The sequence below is a fragment of the Mycobacterium sp. NGS66 genome (genome assembly GCF_059812225.1).
Genome location: NZ_JCALCG010000016.1, coordinates 1 through 21,801, shown reverse-complemented (window position 1 = coordinate 21,801; position 21,801 = coordinate 1). Strand labels below are relative to the sequence as shown.

At 65.0% G+C, this 21,801-nt stretch carries 24 protein-coding genes and 1 pseudogene; 9 read left to right on the top strand and 16 right to left on the bottom strand.

Going from position 1 to position 21,801, the window contains the following annotated elements; genetic code table 11:
• Positions 1–45 precede the first annotated feature (45 nt).
• The 4 genes from AC5Y2L_RS23915 to AC5Y2L_RS23900 all read right to left on the bottom strand — a co-directional run bounded on the left by AC5Y2L_RS23915 (position 46) and on the right by AC5Y2L_RS23900 (position 2,704).
• Positions 46–444 (bottom strand): transcriptional regulator, encoded by a 399-nt coding sequence (locus tag AC5Y2L_RS23915; RefSeq protein ID WP_499938141.1) that lies wholly within the window; start codon positions 442–444, stop codon positions 46–48.
• A gap of 570 nt (positions 445–1,014) precedes the next feature.
• The gene (locus AC5Y2L_RS23910; protein ID WP_067232556.1) at positions 1,015–1,548 is read right to left on the bottom strand and encodes a peptidase; all 534 of its coding nucleotides are present in this window, start codon (positions 1,546–1,548) and stop codon (positions 1,015–1,017) included.
• 217 nt (positions 1,549–1,765) lie between these two features.
• On the bottom strand, positions 1,766–2,389 hold the full coding sequence (locus AC5Y2L_RS23905; RefSeq protein ID WP_499938139.1) for a superoxide dismutase: 624 nt from the start codon (positions 2,387–2,389) through the stop codon (positions 1,766–1,768).
• Positions 2,390–2,551: 162 nt separating this feature from the next.
• Positions 2,552–2,704 carry a hypothetical protein gene (locus AC5Y2L_RS23900; protein ID WP_499938137.1) on the bottom strand — a complete coding sequence of 51 codons (153 nt, stop codon included), beginning with the start codon at positions 2,702–2,704 and terminating at the stop codon, positions 2,552–2,554.
• A gap of 405 nt (positions 2,705–3,109) precedes the next feature.
• On the opposite strand from AC5Y2L_RS23900, the gene AC5Y2L_RS23895 reads away from it, so the two are divergent.
• A complete protein-coding gene (locus tag AC5Y2L_RS23895; protein ID WP_499938136.1) occupies positions 3,110–4,189 on the top strand; it encodes a DUF4328 domain-containing protein in 1,080 nt (359 codons plus the stop codon).
• Positions 4,190–4,193: 4 nt separating this feature from the next.
• Entirely contained in the window at positions 4,194–5,009 is an 816-nt protein-coding gene (locus AC5Y2L_RS23890) for a glycerophosphodiester phosphodiesterase (RefSeq protein ID WP_499938134.1), read from the top strand.
• Between the two features lie 7 nt (positions 5,010–5,016).
• Here the strand turns inward: AC5Y2L_RS23890 and AC5Y2L_RS23885 are convergent, their stop codons facing one another.
• From AC5Y2L_RS23885 to AC5Y2L_RS23875, 3 genes are all read right to left on the bottom strand, one after another.
• A complete protein-coding gene (locus tag AC5Y2L_RS23885; RefSeq protein ID WP_499938132.1) occupies positions 5,017–5,568 on the bottom strand; it encodes a ferritin in 552 nt (183 codons plus the stop codon).
• Positions 5,569–5,728: 160 nt separating this feature from the next.
• Entirely contained in the window at positions 5,729–6,868 is a 1,140-nt protein-coding gene (locus tag AC5Y2L_RS23880) for an LCP family protein (protein WP_499938130.1), read from the bottom strand.
• Between the two features lie 53 nt (positions 6,869–6,921).
• Positions 6,922–7,701 carry a DUF2470 domain-containing protein gene (locus tag AC5Y2L_RS23875; protein WP_499938128.1) on the bottom strand — a complete coding sequence of 260 codons (780 nt, stop codon included), beginning with the start codon at positions 7,699–7,701 and terminating at the stop codon, positions 6,922–6,924.
• 89 nt (positions 7,702–7,790) lie between these two features.
• On the opposite strand from AC5Y2L_RS23875, the gene pheA reads away from it, so the two are divergent.
• Together pheA and AC5Y2L_RS23865 are read left to right on the top strand one after the other, a co-directional pair.
• Entirely contained in the window at positions 7,791–8,744 is a 954-nt protein-coding gene (gene pheA, locus AC5Y2L_RS23870; RefSeq protein WP_499938126.1) for a prephenate dehydratase, read from the top strand.
• Positions 8,741–9,427: a histidine phosphatase family protein gene (locus AC5Y2L_RS23865; RefSeq protein WP_499938125.1), complete on the top strand. Its 687-nt coding sequence runs from the start codon at positions 8,741–8,743 to the stop codon at positions 9,425–9,427. Before pheA ends, AC5Y2L_RS23865 begins: the two co-directional genes overlap by 4 nt.
• A gap of 1 nt (position 9,428) precedes the next feature.
• Here the strand turns inward: AC5Y2L_RS23865 and AC5Y2L_RS23860 are convergent, their stop codons facing one another.
• The 3 genes and pseudogenes from AC5Y2L_RS23860 to AC5Y2L_RS23850 form a co-directional block, all read right to left on the bottom strand.
• Positions 9,429–9,635: a hypothetical protein gene (locus AC5Y2L_RS23860; protein WP_499938347.1), complete on the bottom strand. Its 207-nt coding sequence runs from the start codon at positions 9,633–9,635 to the stop codon at positions 9,429–9,431.
• Positions 9,636–10,060, bottom strand: a pseudogene (locus AC5Y2L_RS23855) (metallopeptidase family protein); the annotation flags it as partial.
• A gap of 4 nt (positions 10,061–10,064) precedes the next feature.
• The gene (locus AC5Y2L_RS23850; protein ID WP_499938123.1) at positions 10,065–11,483 is read right to left on the bottom strand and encodes a septum formation family protein; all 1,419 of its coding nucleotides are present in this window, start codon (positions 11,481–11,483) and stop codon (positions 10,065–10,067) included.
• 102 nt (positions 11,484–11,585) lie between these two features.
• Here AC5Y2L_RS23850 and serS point away from each other — a divergent pair, with 102 nt between their 5' ends.
• Positions 11,586–12,842: a serine--tRNA ligase gene (serS, locus tag AC5Y2L_RS23845; RefSeq protein ID WP_499938121.1), complete on the top strand. Its 1,257-nt coding sequence runs from the start codon at positions 11,586–11,588 to the stop codon at positions 12,840–12,842.
• 123 nt (positions 12,843–12,965) lie between these two features.
• Here the strand turns inward: serS and AC5Y2L_RS23840 are convergent, their stop codons facing one another.
• Entirely contained in the window at positions 12,966–13,550 is a 585-nt protein-coding gene (locus AC5Y2L_RS23840; RefSeq protein WP_499938119.1) for a TIGR03086 family metal-binding protein, read from the bottom strand.
• Between the two features lie 91 nt (positions 13,551–13,641).
• Complete coding sequence (locus tag AC5Y2L_RS23835) at positions 13,642–14,133, bottom strand: DUF2834 domain-containing protein (RefSeq protein WP_499938117.1); 492 nt, start codon at positions 14,131–14,133, stop codon at positions 13,642–13,644.
• A 70-nt stretch (positions 14,134–14,203) separates the two neighbouring features.
• Between AC5Y2L_RS23835 and AC5Y2L_RS23830 the strand changes: the two genes are divergently transcribed.
• Entirely contained in the window at positions 14,204–14,836 is a 633-nt protein-coding gene (locus tag AC5Y2L_RS23830) for a TetR/AcrR family transcriptional regulator (protein WP_499938115.1), read from the top strand.
• Between the two features lie 47 nt (positions 14,837–14,883).
• A complete protein-coding gene (locus AC5Y2L_RS23825) occupies positions 14,884–16,446 on the top strand; it encodes a phytoene desaturase family protein (protein WP_499938113.1) in 1,563 nt (520 codons plus the stop codon).
• Here AC5Y2L_RS23825 and AC5Y2L_RS23820 read toward each other — a convergent pair.
• The 4 genes from AC5Y2L_RS23820 to AC5Y2L_RS23805 form a co-directional block, all read right to left on the bottom strand.
• Positions 16,443–16,775 (bottom strand): hypothetical protein, encoded by a 333-nt coding sequence (locus AC5Y2L_RS23820; RefSeq protein ID WP_499938111.1) that lies wholly within the window; start codon positions 16,773–16,775, stop codon positions 16,443–16,445. The genes AC5Y2L_RS23825 and AC5Y2L_RS23820 overlap by 4 nt on opposite strands.
• On the bottom strand, positions 16,772–18,322 hold the full coding sequence (locus AC5Y2L_RS23815) for a Rieske 2Fe-2S domain-containing protein (protein WP_499938109.1): 1,551 nt from the start codon (positions 18,320–18,322) through the stop codon (positions 16,772–16,774). Before AC5Y2L_RS23815 ends, AC5Y2L_RS23820 begins: the two co-directional genes overlap by 4 nt.
• A 374-nt stretch (positions 18,323–18,696) precedes the next feature.
• Positions 18,697–19,278, bottom strand: a complete 582-nt coding sequence (locus tag AC5Y2L_RS23810) for a DUF6199 family natural product biosynthesis protein (RefSeq protein WP_499938108.1) — start codon at positions 19,276–19,278, stop codon at positions 18,697–18,699.
• Positions 19,187–19,507 (bottom strand): recombinase family protein, encoded by a 321-nt coding sequence (locus AC5Y2L_RS23805; protein ID WP_499938345.1) that lies wholly within the window; start codon positions 19,505–19,507, stop codon positions 19,187–19,189. Before AC5Y2L_RS23805 ends, AC5Y2L_RS23810 begins: the two co-directional genes overlap by 92 nt.
• An 87-nt stretch (positions 19,508–19,594) precedes the next feature.
• Between AC5Y2L_RS23805 and AC5Y2L_RS23800 the strand changes: the two genes are divergently transcribed.
• A complete protein-coding gene (locus AC5Y2L_RS23800) occupies positions 19,595–20,572 on the top strand; it encodes a hypothetical protein (RefSeq protein WP_499938107.1) in 978 nt (325 codons plus the stop codon).
• The gene (locus tag AC5Y2L_RS23795; protein WP_499938105.1) at positions 20,569–21,621 is read left to right on the top strand and encodes a hypothetical protein; all 1,053 of its coding nucleotides are present in this window, start codon (positions 20,569–20,571) and stop codon (positions 21,619–21,621) included. Before AC5Y2L_RS23800 ends, AC5Y2L_RS23795 begins: the two co-directional genes overlap by 4 nt.
• Positions 21,622–21,801: the final 180 nt, after the last annotated feature.

The following is a 21,801-nucleotide window of genomic DNA, read 5'->3' as shown; positions in this document are numbered from 1 at the left end:
GCCCGTCAGGTCAGGATCGGCCCGTCAGGCTGTCAGGGAGCGTCCTCAGGCGTTCAAGCTCTCCTTGCGGCGCAGCTCTTCCACCCGCTCGGCGAGGTCTTGCTGGGCCTGCGGAGAGAGCTCGGCGGCCTTCATCGCGATGCGGCGCACGTTCTCGTCCCGCATCGTCGCCAACCACGACAATTCCTTGTCGAGCTTTTCGTAGTACTCGTCGTCGGTGAAGTACGCGGGCTTGATCCGGAAGAAATTGGCGAGGGCGTTCATCGTCGCCGTCGAGGGGTTGGTGCGGTTGCCGGAACGTAGCTGCGAGAGGTATGGAGCCGACATCGTGACGCCCTCAGCCTTGAGCGCCGCGATGACCTCTGCGGAGGTGTGCGGCCCGCGTCCGGGTGGATACACGGTTTCGAATAGGCGGTTCAGGCGGGCAGCGAACGTCGTGCTCATCGATATGACCTCCACCGGGCCGAAGAGGAAGTGGTTATCAATAGGTATTTGCTGATCATGGTAGCGACTGTGGCATCCCCAATCCAAGTGCAAACCCAACCGGATTTGGTTCTGCCGTCGGGAGCAGTGTGCGACACCGCCCCTGCAGAGCATTCACGCAACACGGCGCGGTGTCCATAATCCGAACCAAATTCACAGGTTATCCGAAGAATTCCGCTCGGCGACGCACGGATCTCGGCAGCTTTGTCGGCCCGCAGGAATCGTCGTAACCCGGGGCGTCGAGGCGATATGCGTGACGCTGGGCAACCAGCGGATGCCGACGTCGCGCGCAGCGATTCATTTGCTGTCCGACAATGGTCAGGCCGTTCGAGAGGCCCGCTGACGAGCGACGACCAATGGTCACATTTGAGGTACCTCTGAGAAGCATTGGAGGCATGTAAAGCAGACAACCGGCCGTTGGGGCGGACGGCGGAGCAACGAGCCAACCCAACTGGGGTGACGCTCCAACGCGCGCAGGTGCGATGCGTGCACCTCTGCCGAGTTTGCGCGGTGCCTGTGACGGCCGGCGAGTTATGCGGCCAGCAGCATGGCAAGAATCGCGGTATCGGGATGACTGATCGGGTCGACACCGACGCGGCTGACCATCGAGGTGATGGTGCCGTCGGCTTCGGCCTCCACCCAAGCCGCCCGGTGCTCCAAGCCCAGATAAGGCAATCCGGGCAGCAGGACACAGCCGGAAGCCGCCCCTGTGCATTCCGGCAGCGACGGCGTGGTTTCCGACGGCGGATGCAGCATCAGCAGCGCCGGAGGCTGATGATCAGCGAAATATCCCGGCGGAATGGCGGATTCGCCGAATACGGTACCTTCGGCCAGGACCAGGCCGACGGTGTCCGGTTGCGGCTCGTCCGGCAACTCCTCGCGGGCACCGAACACGGTTGTGGTGGAGAGCAACCCGGGCAGCGATGCGACGCGGACCGCGACCATCAATAGCTGAGCCCACTCTTTGGTCGAATCGGGCCAACGTCCGGAGATCACGAACCCCTTCAGGGCACCACGAGAATGAAAGGGAGCAACCCCTATAGGCCGGCTTGATCCAGCATCCATCTCGCCCTCCGCAACGCCTCCATCCGGAGTAACCACGCCGGTAGCTCGAATAACCTAGCCCAAAATATGTCGAATAATTAAGCATGCGCGGGGTTTTGGCACTTCGCAAGCCGACACGGCTACCGGGTGCCGGTGGTCACAAACGCCGAAATAACCGACGCCGAAATGGCGAGAGCGCCGCGCGGACTGCGCGACGCCCTCGGCCAAACCGGACGACTCAGCCGAATATCAATCCCTGAGTTTTCGAGGTTGCCGCGGCGTAGCGCGACTGCACATCGGCCCAGTTGACGACATTCCAGAACGCTTTGGCGAAGTCGACCTTGACGTTCTTGTACTGCAGGTAGAAGGCATGCTCCCACATGTCCAGCAGCAGCAGCGGAATGATCCCGAGCGGGAAATTGGTCTGGTGGTCGTAGACCTGGAATATCAGCAGTTTTTTGCTCAGGGTGTCCCAGCCGAGCGCCGCCCAGCCCGACCCCTGCACGGTGGTAGCGGCCGCGTGGAACTGCGCACGAAACTTGTCGAATGATCCGAACGCGTCGTCGATGGCCGCGGCGAGTTCGCCAGTCGGTTTGTCACCACCGTCGGGAGACAGGTTCTTCCACCAGATGGTGTGATTCACGTGGCCGGCAAGGTTGAAAGCCAGATTCTTTTCGTTCAGCAGAATCGCCGAATGGTCCTCTTTGGCGCGCGCCTCTTCGAGTTTCTCGACGGCGTCGTTCGCGCCCTTGACGTAGGTGGCGTGGTGCTTATCGTGGTGAAGCTCGTTGATCTGACCGGAGATGTGCGGTTCCAACGCTCCGTAATCCCAATCCAGGTCCGGCAACGTGTATACGGCCACGGCATTCCTTCCTTTGATCGTTGGTGCTCGGCTGAAGCGACTTAGGCCAAGGTTCCGCCCTGGGGGCGGCCTAACGTAACCAACCCTGCTCCATCACCGGCCGCGCCGCAAGGACGACCGGTAGGAGGCGGTTTCGAAAACGCCGCGAACCGCATCAACTCGCTAGAGAACGATGATGAGCAGAATGGCCAGCAAGGCCAGGGCGATCAGGCCGGCGCGCAACGCGGCGACGCCGTAGGTGTGGCTCCACGCGGGTGACCCCGAATACGGGTTCGACGAAGCCGTCGTTCCCCGACCAAACGGATGCATGGCCATCAGACGCCTTTCACCTGGACATCCACCCCGCCTCACGCCAGTGAGGTGAGTCACAACTGACTTTAGTGACCGCGATCATAACGCGTTGTAATGGCCTGGCGAAAATTGTTCCGAAACAGCGCTCTCAGCTGCGGTTTTGCCGCTCATACCGGCCGAGCCCGACGGCACTCGATGCCGAACGTCTCGGCGCTCGCCAGTGGGACGGTACATTCGCTCGGACACCTGTTTGGTTGTCGATGGGCACACGTCAAACAGCCCCGGTTATCCACATAGCGCGCCGGACTACCCGGCAGGGGCTGTGTTAATGGAGCCGAGTACCCCCATGCTCGTTGTGTATAAACCTGTGGAAACTGTGGATAGCCATAGGTTGCTGAGCGGTCCGGTCACCGACGCTACGCTGGTCGGGTGATCCAGGTGTGCTCCCAGTGCGGCACTCGATGGAACGTCCGCGAGAAACGTCGCGAGTGGTGCCCCCGCTGCCGCGGGGCGCTGATGGCGCCGCTGCAGAGCGCTCCGGGAGCCGATCCCCGATGGAGCCCCAGCGCCGGCCAGCCCGCCGCGGCCCCGACCGTCACCCGGCCCGCCACCGCCGGACTCGGGCCTTCGACTTGGCAGCGCACGCCGCCGCGATTGCTACCGGGCTTTCGCTGGATCGCGGTGCGGCCCGGTGCCCCGCCGCCGCCGCGTCGCCGTCGTCGACCCCTGGGGCCGACACCGCACTATGCCGTGATACCTCGCTGGGGGCTGGCGGACCGTGTCGAGCAGGCACCGGCACCGGCGCAAGCACCCGTCGCGCAGGGGCCGTCACCGGCGACCGTGCGCACCACGCTGTTCCTCGGCGTGTTGGTGCTGGGCATCGTCGCGCTGGTGTACGTGGTGCGGTATGTGGTGCTGATCGTCAATCGGAGCATGCTGCTGAACTCGTTGGTGGCGTTGGCCGTGGACTGGCTCGGCATTCTGGCCAGCGTGGTAGCGATCGTGACGGCAATTGTGTGTGCCCTGATGTTGACCAACTGGCTGATCGCGCGGCGCGCTGCCGCCTTCAACCACCACGGCCTGCCGGACCAACGCTCGGTCCGGGCGCTGCGGGCCGGATGCCTGATCCCGCTGGTCAACCTGTTCTGGGCGCCGGTGTACGTGATCGAGCTGGCGCTGGTCGAGAACCATTATCAGCGGCTGCAACGACCCATCGTCCAGTGGTGGGTGGTGTGGCTTGTCGGCAATGTCGTCTCCTTCTGCGCGATCTTCACCAGCCTGGCCAGGGACGCGCAAGGTATCGCCAACAACACGGCGTGGATGGTGTTCGCTTACCTGTTTGCGGCCGTCGGCGTGGCCGCTGTCGCGCGGGTTTTCGAAGGCTTTGAACGAAAGCCGATCGAACGACCGGTGCATCGCTGGGTGGTGGTGGGCCCCGACGGCCCCGCCCGGGCGACGGGCGGATCTGCCGCTCCGGTTGAGTCGGACGGGCAAGAACCGGCAGCATAGGCGTATGACGTGGGCCGACGAGGTGCTCACCGGGCACCCCTTTGTGGTCGCCCACCGCGGAGCTTCGGCGGCCTTGCCCGAACACACGCTGGCGGCCTACGACCTCGCCCTCAAAGAGGGCGCTGACGGTGTCGAATGCGACGTGCGGCTGACCCGCGACGGGCATCTGGTTTGCGTGCATGACCGCCGGCTCGACCGAACGTCGACCGGTGACGGGATCGTCAGCACCAAGACACTGGCCGAGATGCGCGAGCTCGGATACGGCGAATGGCACGGCAGCTGGCGCCCGGACGGCGCCCACGGCGATACCAGCTTGCTGACGCTCGACGCCCTGGTCGCGCTGGTGCTGGACTGGCGCCGGCCGGTGAAGATCTTTATCGAGACCAAGCACCCGGTCCGATACGGCTCGTTGGTGGAAACCAAGCTGCTGGCCCTACTGCATCGCTTCGGCATCGCCGCGCCCGCCTCCGCGGACCGATCCCGGGCGGTGGTGATGTCGTTCTCGGCGGCCGCCGTCTGGCGGATCCGGCGCGCGGCACCACTGCTGCCGACGGTGCTGCTCGGCAAGACAGCCCGCTACCTGGCCAGCAGTGCGGCGACGGCCGTCGGCGCCACGGCCGTCGGTCCCTGGTTGCCGGCCCTGCGGGAATACCCGCAGCTGGTCGATCGGGCGCTGGCTCAGGGCCGGTCGGTGTACTGCTGGAACGTCGACGAGTACGACGACATCGACTTTTGCCGGGACATCGGCGTGGCGTGGATCGCCACTAACTATCCCGGTCGTACCAAAGCCTGGTTGGAGGACGGGCGTGCGACCCCGTAGAAGCGGATTAAGCCGACAGTCGGCCTCCGGCGGCGCGCGGCGCGGCTATCGCGTTAGGGGCTGCGCCGACCTCCCGCGCGACGAAGTTCTCTAAATCGAACAGGTTGGCTCCGGCGCGATCGGCGACCCGCAGCAGGGTACTCATCAACGCCACCTCTTCGACCTGCTCCTGCAGGAACCACTGCATGAACTGCTCGCCGAGGTAGTCGCCCTCGTCGCGGGCCACCGCCGCCAGCCGGCTCATCTGCTCGGTGACCGCACGCTCCTGGTCGAGCGCCAGACACAGGGCGTCGCGAGCCCGGTCGAATTGGTTGCGCACGGCGTCGGCGCCCGGGATCTCCACCCGGACACCGCGGTCGATCAGATGCTGCACCAGCATCATCGCGTGATTGCGTTCCTCGATTGCTTGGCTGTAGAAATGCTTGGCCAATTGCGGCAGATCGGAACTGTCGAAATAAACGGCGATCGCCACATATTGCTGGGCCGCGGTGAATTCATTGTGAATTTGTTCCTGAAGTAATGCGAAGAATTTCGTCTTTGGGCCGTCGTAATCGCTCATGAAGGAGAGGCTACTGCAGGTGAAAGCGGGTCGCAACGAAGGTATTGCTTACTCAGGAAAGCTTTGCCTAAGCCGCGTTAGTTCCATTAATTCGGACAGTCTTGCCTAAGTAAAGTAAGGCTACATTGAGACGCATAAATTGCCCACCGCCAAAAATGCATTACGGTTGCTCGTCGGACCGGCTGCGGGGCACCGGCGCATCGCTGCCAAGGGCGGCGAACAGCTTGCGTGCCGCGTCGTGGTTCCACACCACCACCGCGCCGACGCCGTTTTCGGTGAACTCACCGATCGGCACGGTCAGCGCGGTGGTGGTTCCGTGCAGCGCCCAGCCGAGGCGGGCCACATCCCACACGTGGTCGCCGCGGTCGAGCGTGAGCGCACCCGCGATTGCGCGCGGCACCGAATACCAGCGCCAGGGATTCAGCCACACTGCGGGGCTGGCGGCGCGATGCAAGAGCGCGGACATGAATTGCCGCTGGTTGACCATCCGGTCCAGATCCGCCCGTGCGGTGGCTCGGCTCCTGACATAACCCAACGCGTTGCGGCCGTTCAGCGTCTGGCAGCCGGCCGGCAGATTGATCCCGGCCAACGGATCGTTCATCGGTTCGTTCGGGCACACGGTCACCCCGCCCAGCGCGTCCACCAGCGCGGGGAACCCGCCGAATCCGATTTCGGCATAGTGATCGATGCGCAGCCCGGTGGCCTGTTCCAGCGTCTGTGTCAGCAGGGCCGCGCCGCCCATGGCGAATGCAGAGTTGATCTTGTCTTTGCCGCGACCGGGGATGGGCACATAGGAATCGCGGGGTATCGACACCATCGTCGGCGGGGTGTCGGAGCCCAGCCCCGGAATGTGCACCAACAGGATGGTGTCGGTACGACTGTTGCCGACGTCGCCGCCGGTGGCCAGCTCGTTCTGCTGCTCGGCGGTGAGGCCCTGCCGGCTGTCCGAACCCACGATCAGCCAGTTCGTGCCGCGGCCGCCGGCCGGCCGATCGGCGTAATCGGCCAACACCGACTCGCGGTGCAGCGACGTCTCCAGCCACCCGGCCGTACCGATGATGCCCAGGAATGCCAGCACCGCAACGATCAGCAGCGCCCGCGCCAGCGTGCGCCCCCAGCGGCGATTGCGGCGCTTGGCAGGGGCGGCAGGCGGTCGGGCGTAAACCGGGGGCGGCGGCGGGGTCTGCTCAGCCGGTCGCCGGGAGCCGCTGTTTCGGCGGATGACCGGCGACGGCTCCGAGCCGGGCTGCCCGCGCGCGCCGTCAGACCGCCAGAATTGCGGTGATCGGTCACCGGTCACCGGGATAACCTACGTGCTCAGCCGCGATGGGTGCACGCAGTCGAACTCGCGGGCTATCGACGGGCCCGTAGCCCGTTCAGGAACGGGCATCCCATCAGCACCCGAATGGCCTGGCTCAGTCCGGTCATGTCGTCAACCGGCTTGTGGAACGGCAGTCGGATGTCGTGGTCGCCGTCGCTGCTCTCGACGCGAAACCGCACGCCATAGCGGTCAAGACCCAGGGGCCGGACCTGCCCCCGGCGCAGCGGTGCCGGCACTTTCGACACCAGTCTGGCGACAACGTCCTCGTGGGCCGTGGTCAGGTGCCAGAGCAACGTCGATTCGACCTCGCAGAACGGGTCGGGGCGGGCGGCGAGCAAGTCGGCGGTACTGACGGCCTCGGCGCCGGTGGCGTCGGTGACCACCACCGACTCGATTTCCAGGCGCAGCAGCGCGTAACGGATGTCATCCGGGCAGGCCGGCGCGCTTCGCGGTGTCTGCATCTGCAACAACGCCGGATGGGGATTCTCGCTGGCGATCAGGTCCAGTAGCTCGGGCACCGCGTCCAGAGCAACTTGTTGCAGACCTCCCCGGACCCACACCAGCGAACGGACCGGCTCGCGCATCGGCAGCGGAGCGTAATCGGTCAGCTCGAGCATCGCCTGCGTTCCGGATGGCGCGACGCGACCAATCGGCATCGCCACGGCGAAGGACCCGTCATTGAGCAGGTGGCACAGGGGTGTGGGCTTGGGCTCTGCGGCTTCGACGGCCAGCAGCGCGCCCCCGCCACGTGCGCAGGCGCTGCGAATGCGTTCTGCCGTCGTCGGCGTGGGGGCGGGGAGCGGCGACACCATGACCTCCTCAATATTAGGTAAGGCTAAGTTAACTTAGCGCGCCGGCGAACCGCAAGGCTTTGCCGTCGTGGCGCCGTTAGTGTTGTCGTGTGCCCCGCATCGCTTACCTCGGTCCGAAGGGGACCTTCACGGAGGCGGCCCTGCTGCAGATGACCGCCGCGGGCATGGTTCCCGCGGCCGGGCCGGATACGATGCGGCCGTTGCCGATTGAGAGCACACCGGCCGCACTGGACGCTGTTCGGGACGGCCGCGCCGATTACGCCTGCGTGCCGATCGAGAACTCCATCGACGGGTCGGTGATGCCTACCTTGGACAGCTTGGCCATTGGGTCGCCCCTGCAGGTGTTCGCCGAGACGACGCTGGACGTGGCGTTCAGCATCGTCGTCGCTCCCGGGCGCGGCGCGGCGGAGGTGCGCACGCTGGCGGCGTTTCCGGTGGCGGCGGCTCAGGTGCGGCAATGGCTGGCAGCTCACCTGCCGGGTGCTGAGCTCCGGCCGGCCACTTCCAACGCCGATGCGGCGCGGCAGGTGGCTGAGGGCCAGGTCGACGCGGCGGTCACCTCGCCGCTGGCGGCCACCCATTATCAGCTGGACGCGCTGGCGGACAATGTGGTCGACGAATCCAACGCCTGCACCCGGTTCGTCTTGGTGGGCCTGCCGGGGCCGCCGCCGGCGCGCACCGGAGTCGATCGAACGTCGGTCGTGTTGCGCATCGACAACGTGCCGGGTGCGTTATTGGCGGCGCTGGCCGAATTCGCGATCCGCGGTATCGACCTGACCCGCATCGAATCCCGGCCCACCAGAACCGAACTCGGCACGTATCTGTTTTTCGTGGATTGCGTCGGGCATATCGACGACGGCTTGGTTGCCGAGGCGCTCATGGCGCTGCACCGTCGCTGCGCCGACGTCCGGTACCTGGGGTCCTGGCCGACGGGACGAGCCGCCGGCGCCCAGCCGCCGTCGGCCGAGGAGGCGTCGAACTGGCTGGCGCAGTTGCGGGCGGGCAAATCCGACCAGGGCGCCGACGAGGGGACCGGGCGATGAGCGGGCGCCTGGTGCTGCTGCGGCACGGCCAGTCCTATGGCAATGTCGCCCGCAAGTTGGACACCCGCCCCCCGGGCACACCATTGACACCGTTGGGCCGCGAGCAGGCACTGGCGTTCGCGCAGGGGTTTGGGCGGCCGGCAATGCTCGCGCATTCGGTGGCGCTCAGGGCGTCGGAGACGGCCGCAGTGATCGGAGGGCACCTCGGCGTGACGGCCGAGGAGTTTGACGACATTCACGAGGTGCAGGTGGGAAACCTGGAAAACCGCAACGACGACGACGCGGTCGCTGAGTTCAACGCCATTTACGAGCGTTGGCATCACGGTGAGCTGGATGTGCCGCTACCCGGCGGCGAGACCGGCAACGAGGTGCTGGACCGCTATCTGCCGGTTCTCACCGAGCTGCGGCTGCGCTATCTCGACGACCAAGACTGGACCGACGACATCGTGGTGGTCAGCCACGGCGCGGTGATCCGGCTGGCCGCGGCGGTGCTGGCGGGAGTGGACGCCAACTTTGCGCTGGACAACCATCTGGGTAATGCGGAGTCGGTGGTGCTCTCGCCGATCACGGATGGGCGGTGGAGTTGTGTGCGATGGGGATCGCTGACGCCGCCGTTCTACCCCAAGCCGGAGTCCAGCGCGGTCGCCGATGCCGTCGCGTCCAGCAGTGACCCGATGGGCTGACTCAGCCCGCCAGGGCGACGGACTCGGCGCCGCACCCGCAGCCGACGGCATCGCAGTCGACGACGAACGCATGTGGCAACAGCTCGGGGCTCACGCACCCCGGCTCGGTGCATTCCGAGCGGCCCAGTAACCGTCCCACCGAATGGCGAATGATGGTGCCGTGGCAATGGTCCAAGCCCGCCCGGCAATCGCGGCAGCCCATGCTCATAGGAGCGTTCATAGCACCGGAGGCCGACAAACCCGCGCTGCCGCGCCGGGTGGACTCGGCTCTGTGGACGCCGATTAGGCCCAGCCCAACTCGTGCAGGCGGTCGTCGTCGATGCCGAAATGGTGGGCGACTTCATGTATCACGGTGATCGCCACCTGTTCGACGACCTCGCTCTCGGAGTCGCACACCTCCAGCAACGCCTCGCGGTAGATGGTGATCGCATCTGGCAGGGCTCCGGCGTAGTCGGAGTTGCGCTCGGTCAACGCCACCCCCTCGTAGAGCCCCAGTAGGTCGTCTTCTTCCGGGTGGCGGTCGGCGACCAGCACCACGACGTTGTCCATCGCGTCGGTCAACTCGGGCGGAATCAGGTCGAGTGCATCGGAGACCAGCTCGTCGAAGCGCTGCGGCTCCATCCGCACGGCCACTCCGCTACCCCGGTGGAGGCTCGACCGGCGCGGCCGGTGGCGGGCCTTCCGGTGCCGGCGGGGCTGCCGGCGCTGGCTGGGCTGGCGCCGCCGGCGGCGCCCCACCCTCGGGCGCGGGTGGTGCAGCCGGTGGCTGCGATGGCTGAGACGGCGGCGCTTGGGGGGCCTGCGTTGGAGTGACCGCCGGCTGTCCCGGCAAGTGTTGATTCCCAGGCGGCGTCGTCTGCGCCGGAGCGCTGGGCTGCTGGGGCGTCGGCGCCTGAGCGGGTATCGGCGGCAGCGTGAGCCGCTCCTCGGGAATGTCTGGCGGTGGCACCGGCGCCTGACCGTTGATCAGCAGCGGCCCCTTGGCGCTGTTGAGCAAGGTCGCCCAGCCGCCGTTACCCAGGGTTGCGCCGATGCTGCAGGCCACCGCGCGGCTACCCGCCGACCAACTGTCCATCGACACCGTGGGATAGATCAGCGTCAGCGTGGTGGTGCGCAACTTGATCGGCGCGAGGTAGGCGTCGGTCATCTTGGTGCAGGTGTCTTTGATGTATCCGTCTTGGTCGGCGTCCGCGGGTACGGCATTGGGGAATTTGTCGGCCAGGTTGACAATGCCGGTGACCTCCTTCGCGTGTGGCGCGGCGCAGTCGACCGGAACGTCGGTCGGCTGGTTGGTCGCCGAGTCGATGCCCAAGCAGGTGCCGGCGGGCCACACCTTGGACTGGTCGATGTCGGCGACCTTGCCCCTGTAGGCCATCTGCTGGTTGTTGGGCCCGGGTAACTGCAGGCCGCACAGAATGTGCCGGTCGCCGGACTGACGCCACGCCCGGTCGCCGGGCCACAGCACGCTCACCGTGAACTTGCTGTTGGGGTCGAACTTGGGTCCCAGGTAGTTGCGCACCGCCGGCTCGCACTGCTCTTGGATGATCTGCTGAATGCGAGCGGATGACGGCGGAGCAGCGGTGGGCCCGTACTCCGAGCCCGGGAAGGTCCGCATGTCGACGGACTGGGCGACCTCAAACCGGTGCTCGTCGGTGCAATTGACAATCGCCGCTGACTCCGGCGAGCCTTCCGGCCACATCAGGCAGCTGCCGCTGGTGGCGCGACCGAAGGCGGGGTTGGTCTTGCCGCCGGTGCTTGGCACGGGGTTGTTGTCCATGTAGCCGGCCAGCCGTCCGGAGCCGGTAGCGGACGGAAGCGCGGTGACCAGCCCGGCGATCATCAGACCGCCAAGCGCGGTGAGCAGCAGCGCGCGCCTGGTGGCCGCCGGCGCCAACGCGCGCGGCCAGTGCAACCCCGCCAGCGGCTGCTCGTCCTCGGCTGGCGCGCTGGCTTCGGCGGGCGCACTGGGTTCGGTGGGCGCGCTGGTTTCGGCGGGCGCGCTCGTTTCGGGAACGGCGTCCCCGGGGTCTTCGGGCTTCTCCGACATCGGCTCCATTCTGACAGGACAGGTCAAACCGTGTTACCGATGTTGCAGATGTGATGCATGGCGGCGTGGTCCGGCGGGTGCTTTGCGATCGTCGACAGTACTGTTTGCGGCGTGATCGACCTGAAGTTGCTCCGGGAAGACCCCGACGCGGTGCGTCGCTCTCAGCTCAGCCGTGGAGAGGACCCGGCGTTGGTGGACGCGCTGCTGACGGCCGACTCCACCCGTCGCGCGGCGATATCGGAAGCCGATGCACTACGCGCGGAACAGAAAGCCGCCAGTAAGAGCGTCGGGGCGGCGTCGGCCGAGGAACGCCCGGCGCTGCTGCAACGCGCCAAAGAACTGGCCGGGCAGGTCAAGGCCGCAGAAGCCGCGCAAGCCGAAGCCGAGGCGGCGTTCACCGCGGCACACATGGCGATCTCGAACGTCATCTTGGATGGGGTGCCCGCGGGCGGGGAGGACGACTTCACGGTCCTCGACATCGTCGGCGAACCAGCGGAATTGCCGGATCCGAAGGATCACCTGGAGCTCGGCGAGTCGCTCGGCCTCATCGACATGCAACGTGGCGCGAAGGTGTCCGGCTCGCGGTTCTACTTTCTAACCGGCCGAGGAGCGCTGCTGCAGTTGGGCCTGCTGCAGCTGGCGCTGCAACTGGCCGTCGAGAACGGCTTCGTCCCGATGATTCCGCCGGTGCTGGTGCGCCCGGAAGTCATGTCCGGCACGGGATTCCTGGGCGCGCACGCCGAGGAGGTCTACCGGGTGGAAGCCGACGACCTCTACCTGGTGGGCACGTCCGAGGTGCCGCTGGCCGGTTACCACTCCGGCGAAATCCTCGACCTCTCGGCCGGCCCGCTGCGATATGCGGGCTGGTCGTCTTGTTTTCGCCGTGAGGCCGGCAGCTACGGCAAAGACACCCGCGGCATCATCCGGGTGCATCAGTTCGACAAGGTGGAGGGGTTCGTGTACTGCGAGCCCGCCGACGCCGAGGCTGAACATGAGCGGTTGCTGGGCTGGCAGCGTGAGATGCTGTCGCGCATCGAGGTGCCGTATCGGGTAATCGATGTCGCCGCAGGCGATCTGGGCTCGTCGGCCGCGCGCAAGTACGACTGCGAGGCCTGGATCCCCACGCAGGGGACCTACCGCGAGCTGACGTCGACGTCGAACTGCACCACTTTTCAGGCGCGCCGCCTGGCCACTCGTTACCGGGACGCCAACGGCAAGCCGCAAATCGCGGCCACGCTGAACGGCACGCTGGCCACCACCCGTTGGCTGGTGTCGATCCTGGAGAACCACCAACAGCCCGACGGGAGCGTTCGGGTGCCCGCGGCGCTGGTGCCGTTCGTCGGCACCGAAGTGCTGGAGCCTGCCTAGAGGCGCGTTTCACACCAGTCGCATCAGTCCCTAGGCCGCCCGGCCACCGGCTCGGCATCGTGATAGCACCCGCGCTATCGAATTGCCGACCGCAACATGGCCGACTTTCCGCTAGTGGAGTCGTCATTCGTCTACCGACCTCCCGAGAAACGCCATCAACCGAGTGGTCGGCGAGGAATCCGTCGGCGCGCGTTGCGCCGGCCCGAAGCCGCCCGGGCGCCGCAGCACGGCTTCTGGCACCGACTCCACAAGCCCTTGGCACAGGGCAAGCAGATCGTCTGGCAGCTCGATCGACTGACCTTGCGAGCGGTGAATGTCCCAGCTGTGCAAGGCCAAATCCGACACCGGGTACACGAGCGCCCGCCGCAGCGGCACCGCGCCTTCCGGAGAGGTCCGCGTCGCGTCCAGATCGGCTGCGGGCAGAGCATCCCGGAGTCGAGCCGTCAGCTCACGCAGACGTTCCACCGGGTCATCGCAAATCCAGTCGGCAGGCTGGGACGGCCCGTCCCAGAGCTTTCCGTCTTCGACGAGCGTGACGATCTTCGTTGCACTGCCGGTTACATGGCCGACCAGGTCACGCAGGCTCCACTCGGCCAGGTTCGACGGGTTGTCCCAGTTTCCCGGCGGAATCTGGCTGGTCGCGTCGATCAGCAGATCAATCGCCTCAAGGGCCAGTGAGCCAATCTCTGTAGTCGTGCCGTTGCTCATGACCGCATCGTAAGGACGGGGTGTGACAAACGAGCGCGATCATCGCGCCGCATCGGCCCAGTCAGCATTCGCTGCTTGGCCACCAACTGGCCTAGGCGTCGACCGTTGGTGCCGGTACGGCGTCGGCCTTTTCGTGCCGGCGCTGCCGTTCCATGGTGGCGAAGTAGAAGGCGAACGGGAACGCAAAGCTGGTGAAGAAGCTGGCCGCAAAGAACAGCCACGGTCGCCGGATGCCGCGCCTAAGTCCGTCGACGATGGTAAACGCAGGCATCAGAATGACATTCGCGATGATGTAGTCCTGATTGCCCGAACCACACGCCGGATTGGCGAACTGCTCCCGCAGGAAGGTGGGATAGCTCGCGGGTCCCGAGATCAAGTTGCCCTGCCCGTGCGCGTCGAGCACGAAGTGGATGTTGAACCAGTAGCCCAGCGCGATCGAGGCGATGCCGGCGGCGTAGTACACGCATTCCAACGGCGACAACCACGGTCCGCCTTCCGGTTTGGCGTAGATCCGCCGATTCGAGGCGATGATCCCGCCGATGCAGGCAAGCCCGAGCAGAAAGTGGATGACGATGGAGGCCATGGGCGCAGTCTGGCCCGACACCCAAAGTTTTGTCAATATTGACAGAACGGTCTGGAGGTACCTTACTGCCATGGTCCGCCCGGCTCAGACGGTGCGCAGCGAGCGCACGAGGGAGGCGCTGCGCCAGGCCGCGGTGGTGCGATTCCTGGCGCAGGGTGTGGAGGAGACCTCTGCCGAGCAGATCGCGGCGGACGCCGGAGTCTCACTGCGCACCTTTTATCGCCACTTCCGGTCCAAGCACGATCTGCTGTTTGCCGATTTCACCGGACTGAACTGGTTTCGCGCCGCGCTGGATGCCAGGCCCGCCGACGAGCCGGTCATCGAGTCGGTGAAATCGGCCATCTTCGCTTTCCCGTATGACGTTGAGGCCGTTACGAAAATCGCCGCGCTGCGGGGTGGCGAGATCGACCAGGACCGGATCGCCCGCCACATCCGTGACGTACAAGCCGATCTTGCCGATGCCATTCAGGCCCAGCTGAACCGACGCAGTCGCACGGCCGACCGGACACCCGACGCCGATCTGCGCATGGTGGTGATCGCCCGCTGCATCGCCGCCGCGATCTTCGGAGCGATGGAAGCCTGGATGATCGGGGACGACCGCTCGCTCGGTGAGCTGGCCCGGATGAGTCACGTCGCATTGGACTCGCTGCGGGCGGGTATCCCGGATACCTGGGTCACCTGGACCGCGGCAGTTTCGTCATAATTGACAAAACTTTCGGCGCGTGCCAGCCTCCTTGCGGGAGGTGGACCATGCCTGAATATGACGCGATAGTCATCGGCGCGGGGCACAACGGGCTGACCGCGGCGGTGCTCCTGCAGCAGGCCGGCCTGCGGACGCTGTGTTTGGAGTCCAAGCTGTATGCCGGCGGAATGGCCTCCACGGTGGAGCTGTTCGACGGGTACCGATTCGAAATCGCCGGGTCGGTGCAGTTCCCGACGTCGTCGGTGGTTATCGAGGCGCTGGGGCTGGATACGCTGCCGACGGTCGACTTGGAGGTGATGTCGGTCGCGCTGCGCGGCGTCGGCGACGATCCGCTGGTCCAATACACCGACCCGATGAAGATGTTCAGCCACCTCAACGAGGTGCACGGCGCGGACGCCGTCACCGGTATGGCCGGACTGCTGGCCTGGAGCCAGGCGCCGACGCGGGCATTGGGACGGTTTGAATCTGGCACCCTGCCCAAGACCCTCGACGAGATGTATGCCTGCGCCACAAACGAATTCGAACGCTCCACCATCGACGACATGTTGTTCGGCTCGGTCACCGACGTATTGGACCGCTACTTCCCCGACCGCGAGAAGCACGCCGCCATCCGTGGCTCGATGACTGTGCTGGCCGTCAACACCATCTATCGCGGGCCGGCCACGCCCGGCAGTGCCGCCGCGCTGGCGTTCGGGCTGGGGATTCCGGACGGCGACTTCGTGCAGATGAAAAAGCTGCGCGGGGGCATCGGCGCCCTGACTTCGCATCTGTGCCGACGGCTCGAAGGCGACGGCGGGGAAGTTCGGTTGCGCACCAAGGTGTCTGAGATCCTCGTCGCCGACGGCAAGGTCACTGGTGTGCGCACCGAGGCGGGGGAGACCCTGACCGCACCGATCGTCGTCTCCGGCATCGCGCCCGATGTCACGCTCAACGACCTGATCGACCCGTCGGCGCTGCCGGCCGATGTGCGCGAACGCTATTCGCGCATCGATCATCGTGGCAGCTACCTGCAGATGCACTTCGCCCTTGACGATGCGCCGGAGTTCGCCGCGCCGTACGAGGCGCTCAACGACCCGGCCATGCAGGCCTCGATGGGCATATTCTGCACGCCGGAAGAAGTGCAGCAGCAGTGGGAGGATTGCCGCCGCGCCATCGTACCGGCCGATCCGACTGTCGTGCTACAGATTCCGTCGCTGCACGACCCGGATCTGGCTCCGGCGGGCAAGCATGCCGCGTCGGCGTTCGCGATGTGGTTCCCGATCGAAGGCAACACGGATTACGGGCAGGCGAAGGTCGAAATGGGTCAGCGAGTGATCGACAAAATCACCCGGCTGGCACCGAATTTCGAGCGCAGCATCACCCGGCACACCACCTTCACGCCCAGACACATGGGGGTGATGTTCGGTGCGCCAGGCGGCGATTACTGCCACGGGCTGCTGCATCCGGATCAAATCGGTCAGAACCGCCCGGGACCGAAAGGCTATATCGGACAACCCATTCCGATCGACGGGCTATACCTGGGCAGTGCGGGTTGCCACGGTGGGCCTGGGATCACCTTCATTCCCGGCTACAACGCGGCCCGTCAGGCGCTGGCCGACCGCGGAGCCTAGCCGCGCTGAGCCAGCAGCTCGTCCAGCAACGCGGTGAACTCGTCCGGGCGTTCCGGTGTGAAGGCCGGTCGCCACCGGCTGCCCGGCACGTCCAGCGTGATCAAGGTCGACCGGAATGGGCGGTGCACGTCCAACGGCAGCCAACGCCGGAAGTCCGACGTCCCCCAGATGCGAAACCGCTGCATGAAAAGCCCGAGCGACTCGGCTTTGTACCCGCGGATGGCGTCCAGCGCGATGACCTTTGATGTGCCGTCGGGAAAGTGATAGCGGCGCAACGTGATCGCCTCGTTATCCAGTTGCACCAGCCCGTCGTCGTAGATTCCTGTCATAACCGGGAACTCCGTAGTTCGTGACCCCGTGAGGTCAGGCAGCGACCGTCGTCCAGCCGCCACTGCCACCCGTGCAAGTTGCAGGTAAGCGTATTACCTTCCACCACACCGAACTTCGACAGGTCGGCTTTGAGGTGGGGGCAGCGACGCTGAATCTCCCAGCCGTCCAGCGTGATCGATGCGGAGTCGTCATGGGTCTCGGCGAACCAGCCATCGGCGTAGGCGATCCGTTCGTCGGTCAGGCACTTGAAGAACGTGTACAGGTATTCGTTGTAGCCGCCCACCCGCCAGGCCCGAAACCGGGTGGACAGGAAGATGGTGTTGACCCAGTCTGGTTCCTGATCGCGCAGCACGGTCCGTACCAGCTCCGGCGCTATCGCAAACCCATAGCGGACCTTCTCGTCGGGAATGCGTTCGCGCACCGTGCGTTTCGGAAAATCGAGCACTATTGTTTCGGGACCTATCACCAGTTCGACCGGGTAGCCGATGCCGTCGCAGATCTCGTCACTCTGCAACATGATCGGTTCGAACAACGCGCGCAGCGGCTCCAGCAGCGGTTCACCGCTAGCGGGCGCCCAGCTGGCCCGCTCGGCGGCGAGCACGGGCGCCATCCGCGCGGCGTAGTCGGCGATGTAGGCAGCCTTGCCGGTGGTGAAAATGGCCTCGACTTCCTCGGTGGGCAGCGGATGCCGCAGCGAATTCAACGTCACGCCAGTGAAATCCGCGGTCGAGCCAGGCATCATCAGCAGACCGCGATCGTGGCCATGTGCGCGCATCTGATCCAGGAACACCATCTGGTCGGGGAAGATGTTGGCCGGGTCACCGCTGTCGTCGTTCAGGTGGCGCAACTCCGGGTCCAAAAAACAGGGCGGTCCCGCCGACGGCACCACCCAGGTCGCCCCCACCTGGGCGATGTACTGGCGAGCCCGGTCCATCTGGCGCTGTCGTTTTTGCGTGGCGAAGGCCTCCTTGGCGCGCGCCGGCATGTCGTAGACCATCGGGTACCAGATCGCTCCCGAGTACTGCAGCAGATGCACGTCGATGTGACCGAACTGGGATGTCAGCGGCTCGAGGTCGACCGGCCGGGCGTCGTTCATGTTGAAAACCGTTGTGGTGCCGTCGGAAACCACCAGTGCCGAGTCACCGATCGGCCCGTCGGCCGGGGCGCGCAGCGCAATGACCATGACGTCGAGGTCCCCACGCGGCCCGCTGATCCGATGCTTGACCGAGTCGATGGTTTCGAAGAACCGGTGAAACCCTAACTTTTCCAATTCATTTCGCAGGTCGGGCACCGGGTAGTCGGGCAGCAGCACCACCGCGTCTTTGTTGACATGCGCGGTCAGCAGCTTGGCGTCGAAGTGATCCTTGTGCAGGTGCGAGACATACAGGTAGTCGCAGGCGCCCAGGCTGTCCCAATCCAGCGTGCTGTTGTCCGGAAACGGGAACCAGGACGCGAAGTAGGCCGGATTGACCCAGGGGTCGCACAGGATGCTGCCTGCCTGGGTCTGGATCAGAAAGCCGGCGTGGCCGACGCTGGTGACCTGCACAAATACCTTCCGGGATACCAATTGGACGATGCATTTTTGGCGCTCGGCGCCCTATCGAGCTTAGCCTGAGCATTTGTGCCGGCCGGCGCAGTGGACGGCAGTTGTTGCGCCGACCGTGCTTTCACAGTGATCGGTTTCTCTTGGAAACGAGACTAGGTGTCCGTGAGAAAGTGCGGCGCAGATTATGTCCCTGTCCGCCACATACAGTTGTCTGTTATGCCGATAGATGAAGTTCACGCGCGTACCGAATGGATCGGTGAGCTGTAGTCCGGCTGCCGTACGTTCCGAGGATTCACTAGGGCGACGGGCAGGGCAGTGGAATCATCACGCAGAGTGCGAAGATGGCACACCGGTTGGTCCGCAGCAATCATGGCTCAACCTGACGTTCGACCAGGTCGAAATAGGGAAATTTGGTCGCGCCGTTCGCATTCCGTTCCGATCGGTCTGGCGCCAAGTTGACCGCCTTGATACATAATCAGGACTTGTTTCGTTGCGGGGTCGCGGACGTCAACCTCCTCGGCGGGAGGTATCCCCTCCACGGTGCCGCCAAGAGGATTCCAGCGTTCAATATTGATCTCGACACCGAGTTGCGCTCCCAGGGCCTGCACTTCATCGTGGTTTGTCACCGTCCCGTCGGCGCCCCACTTGATCGTGCTGTCCAATCGGTTGTGGACGTCCTCGCAAAGCTGCGAAGCCGCCCGTGAGGCGGCTTCTTTCGCATCTGATGACCGCTTGTCCATGATGCCGGCACAAATCAGACTGACGCCCGCAATTGCGGCGATGACCGCCACGGCTCCTCTTCCGAACGTCGAGACCTGCTTGTAGGCCTCCGACGGTTCGACGTTGCCCCGGAATTTCCACCCCTCATCGAGGAAGAATGCCAAGTCTGGCTGGAGCGCGAAGAAGGCCAGTATGCCAGCGAAGACCAGCAGCAGAATTCCGAAGAAGACCAACATTTCGGGATCTCAATGTAGTGGGCACGCCGAGAATTGGAAAACAGTCGACCGATGCGGTCGAGGTGTCGATGCCGTGGTCGAGCACCACTAAATCGACGCGGTCGGCCTGAAGACGTTTGGACAACTCGATGAGGTGTTCCGGCGACCGGCCCAGCCGGTCCAGCTTGGTCGACCAGCTAATCGCTGAGCCGGTTGGCCGACAGCAAAGGTCAGGTCCGCGCGGCGCCACGTTCTGGCGAGCAGCCGGCGGACGCCGAGCTGGCTCGAAGCGGTAGCCGTCCCGTGCTTGGTCCACGGGTGAGAGGATGGCCACTCGATGCGTACAAAGACCTATCGAAGGGTGTTCCTATATCCGCTGTTGGGCACCGCATTACTCGTATTGGCGTCGAGTTGCGCCGTTGTAGAAGAAGGCCACCCGCGGGCACAGCGGAGCGACCTGTGCTCGCTGCTGAGCGTGGCTGAGGTCCACGCAACTTACCGCGCCCCCGCACCCGAGTTTGCTGCGACGAAGCACCTCGACGACTCCAGCTTCTATAAAGCGGGGATGGCGTCGTGTCACTTCGGCCCCAAAGACGACCTGGGCGGTGTGTCGCTGCGTGTTCCGATCGGCGGGCCGGTTCTCGACGTTGCCGAACTCATCGGCGGCAGCTATGCGCGCGACGGCAAGGACATCGTCATCGGTTCTGACAAGGCGTTCATTCTGCGTTCGGGCAGGGAGGCCGCCATCGCGGTTGCCCACGGCGCCACCCAGTTCGTCCTCAGGTGGACGCCGCTGATGAATGCTGTCACCGACGAGGTACCCGAGCAGCAACTGATCGCGTTGGCCAAAAGTGTTATCGGCAAGATTTCGGGGAATCTGAACCTCCCGGCACAGGACATCGCCCTGCAGTGCGGTCGGGCTCGAGATGCCGAAGCGGTTGTGGGAGCCACGATAGTGATGGCGCGCGGGAGTGCTAATCACGAGACCTTGAATTGTGATTACCTCGGGCCCGCGGGCATTGTCCGGGGCCGAGCCGTGAGGGAAGCCGACGGATTCATCGACCACCGGATCGCCGCGCTGGAAAAGAACCCGCGTGACGTGATCGATCCGCCGGTGGCCCAGGACGCCGCGCTGACGCAGATCGACCTCCATCACTTCAACGTGGAGGGGTATCTGCGCCGCTGCTGCACCCTGAAGTTCGACTACCGCACGGTCAACGAAACAACCGACCACAGTGGCGGTTTCGACGCCGGCCAGCGCCAGTTCGTCACTAGCTTTATCGAAGCGGCACGCAGCTGGTCGGTCCAGCCGTGAAGCCATTAGTTCAGGCGGCACTTTGCATCGTTGCCGCCGCGGCCACCGTGACCGGATGCGCCGAGCAAGTCAGCGGTCATGCCGTCACCGCCCGTCCCAGCGCAGCCCCGCCTCCGCCCGAGGCCCGCTATCTATCCATGCTCAACAGGAAGGATCGCGAGCTGGTCACCTACAACGCCGAAATCCGGTCGATCGATCCCTGCGGCTATATCGACACGGCAAGCGTGAGCAAAGTCGGCGTACTCAAAGAATTCACCGCAATGAAGTCCCAGACGGACTGCGAACTCAATGTCGTCGTCGACCGTGACTACGAGAGATCCTTAGAAATCAATGTCGGTATCATCCCCAAAGGCAATGCCTACGAATCGGATTCGCACCAGGTCACCGTCGCGGGCCGCAGCATCATCGAAAACACCGAAAAGTGGCCGGGCCGCCCCACAAATCCCGGAGCCAACACTTGCTACAACCTGATTCCGTTCAGCGACTACAGCGTGCTGAAGGTCGCGGTGCAGCGCCGCACCAACGACGCCGCTTGCAACGAAACGCACACCATCGTCGAAGGCATCATTCCCCGCCTGCGCGACTGGCCGCAACGCAAAGACTCCACCAAGCACGCTTATCACGCGATTTCGGTGCGTGATCCATGCGATTTGCTGGTCACACTCGGCGCCGGCCACCGCATCATGCTGGGCGCCGGCGACCGCATCAGGCTTGGCCTCGTACCGAGTCCATGGAAATGTGAGTTCAACCTCGACAACAACGACATCGCGAACTACTACCGGGTACAGCTGGAATGGCGTCCCGTGGTCTCCTTTTCAAATCCGGCCAACGGCTACGAGCGCGTCGAAATCGCCAGCCTCCCAGCGCTGCGGGACCAAACCACGGGAACATGCCAAATCGAGGTGGGCGTCCCCGACCCCCATGACGGGAGTAAATACGACCCGATATACGACCAAGCGACAGTGCTCAACACCGTCTCGGTCAACGCCCAAACCTGCGACAAGGCCGAAGCGGCCGCGGCCACGGCAGTGAACGCTTTTCTCGGCTGATCTGCATCCAACTCCACCGTTGGACTCGCCGCTCCCACCGCATGCGCTCGGTGACCGTCGGTCAACCACCATGACCGGCCGCATCCAGCACCCCTTTCGCCACAGCTGAAATACGCCCGCTGAAGACGACCCGGCTCATCTCAGCCGGGCAGTGCTGGGTCATTAGGTACTCGTTCGCAC